This is a genomic window from Rudaea sp. (assembly GCF_036383415.1).
GTDB lineage: Bacteria > Pseudomonadota > Gammaproteobacteria > Xanthomonadales > Rhodanobacteraceae > Rudaea.
Map to the genome: position 1 here is coordinate 1 of NZ_DASVOK010000251.1, position 1,655 is coordinate 1,655.

Annotated in this window: 2 protein-coding genes; both read right to left on the reverse strand. The window is 68.8% G+C overall.

Annotated features, from left to right (window positions below; all coding sequences use genetic code 11):
* A partial coding sequence (gene hrpB / locus VF497_RS09505) for an ATP-dependent helicase HrpB (RefSeq protein ID WP_330888033.1) occupies positions 1 to 1,432 on the reverse strand: 1,432 nt, incomplete at its 3' end.
* A gap of 13 nt (positions 1,433 to 1,445) precedes the next feature.
* On the reverse strand, positions 1,446 to 1,655 hold a 210-nt coding region (locus tag VF497_RS09510), incomplete at its 5' end, for a 2-oxo-4-hydroxy-4-carboxy-5-ureidoimidazoline decarboxylase (RefSeq protein WP_330888035.1).

The following is a 1,655-nucleotide window of genomic DNA, read 5'->3' on the forward strand; positions in this document are numbered from 1 at the left end:
CGCCCGCGCCGCGAAATGCGACGAGCGCGGCATGGCGCGGACGGAAGTCGTCGTTGCGCGCGCCATCGCCGCGCAATGGGTTACGCGCTTCGATCAGTGCGAGCAGATCGCCGGCAAGCGAGCGTAACGCAGGCGGCGCACGCAGCACCGCGGCGGCAAGACGCGGCGCCGCTCCGCTCGCGAGCATCGTCCTGCCGAGTTCGGTCAGGCTCGCATCGGCGTTCCGCGATGTCGCCGCCCCGAGAAGATGCAGCAAATCGCGCGCGCTGGCGAGCGCACCGGACGGTGGCGCATCGAGCCAGCGCAGATCGCTCGCGCCCCAGGCGACGAGTTCGAGCGCGAGGCCCGAAAGTTCCACCTGCGCGATTTCCGCACGACGCGACGGCTCAAGTCGCCGACTCTGCGGCCATAACCGGTACGCCACACCCTCGGCGACACGGCCCGCGCGACCGGCGCGCTGGTCGGCCGAGGCCTGCGAGATGTTGACCGTTTCGAGCCGCGTGAAGCCCGAGTTCGGATCGTAGTACGGCTCGCGCGCGAGGCCGGTGTCGATCACCGCGCGGATGCCCGGCAGGGTGACGCTCGATTCGGCCACATTGGTCGCGAGCACGATGCGGCGTGTGCCGGTGTGCGCTGGCGCGAGCGCGGCGTGCTGTTCGGAAAGCGAGAGTTCGCCGTGCAGCGGCACCAGTGCGATCTCTTCACCATTCCGCGCGCGCACTGAAGCAAGAGTGTGCTGCGCACGCTCGATCTCTCGCCGCCCCGGCAGGAACACCAGCGCATCCCCTTCGGTTTCGGCCAGCGCCTGCTCGACGACGCGGCGCAGGTGGAATGGCCAGTCCTCGTTCTGCTTGGTCGGCGGATAGTCGATGCGCACCGGGAAGCTGCGCCCGGCGCTGCTCAGGCGCGGCGCGTCGAACCAGCGCGCGATGCGCTCACCGTCGAGCGTTGCCGACATGATGACGAGGCGCAGATCCGGTCGCAGCGAGCTTTGGATTTCCAGCGCGAGCGCCGCGCCGAAATCGCCGTTGAGATGACGTTCGTGGAATTCATCGAACAGGATCGCGCCAACCTCGGCGAGTTCCGGATCGCTCTGGATCATGCGCGTCAGAATGCCTTCGGTGACGACCTCGATGCGCGTGCGCACGGACACCTTGCTTTCGAAGCGGATGCGGTAGCCGACCGTGTCGCCGACGGCCTCGCCGAGCTGCGTGGCCATGAATTCCGCCGCGGCGCGTGCGGCGATGCGGCGCGGTTCGAGCATGACGATCTTGCGCCCGGCCAGCCACGCGGCATCGAGCAGCGCGAGCGGCACCTGCGTGGTCTTGCCCGCGCCGGGCGGCGCTTCGAGCACGAGGCGCGATTGCGCGTCGAGCAGCGCGCGCAACTCCGACAGGATTTCCGCGATCGGGAATGTCGGGCCTTTCACCACGCGAACGTCCGCGTCAGGCCGCAAGCAGCGACGCCAGGCGCAGCCGCGCGATCTCGTGCACCTGATCGAGGCAGGTGGCAAACTCGTGCGCCGCATCGTCCCCAGCGCTGCGGCGGCGCAGCTCCGCGAGGATGCCCGACTTGGTGTGATGGCGTACGGCGATGATGAACGGGAAGCCGAATTTGTCGCGGTAGCGGCGATTGAGTTCGGCCAGCTCGACTTT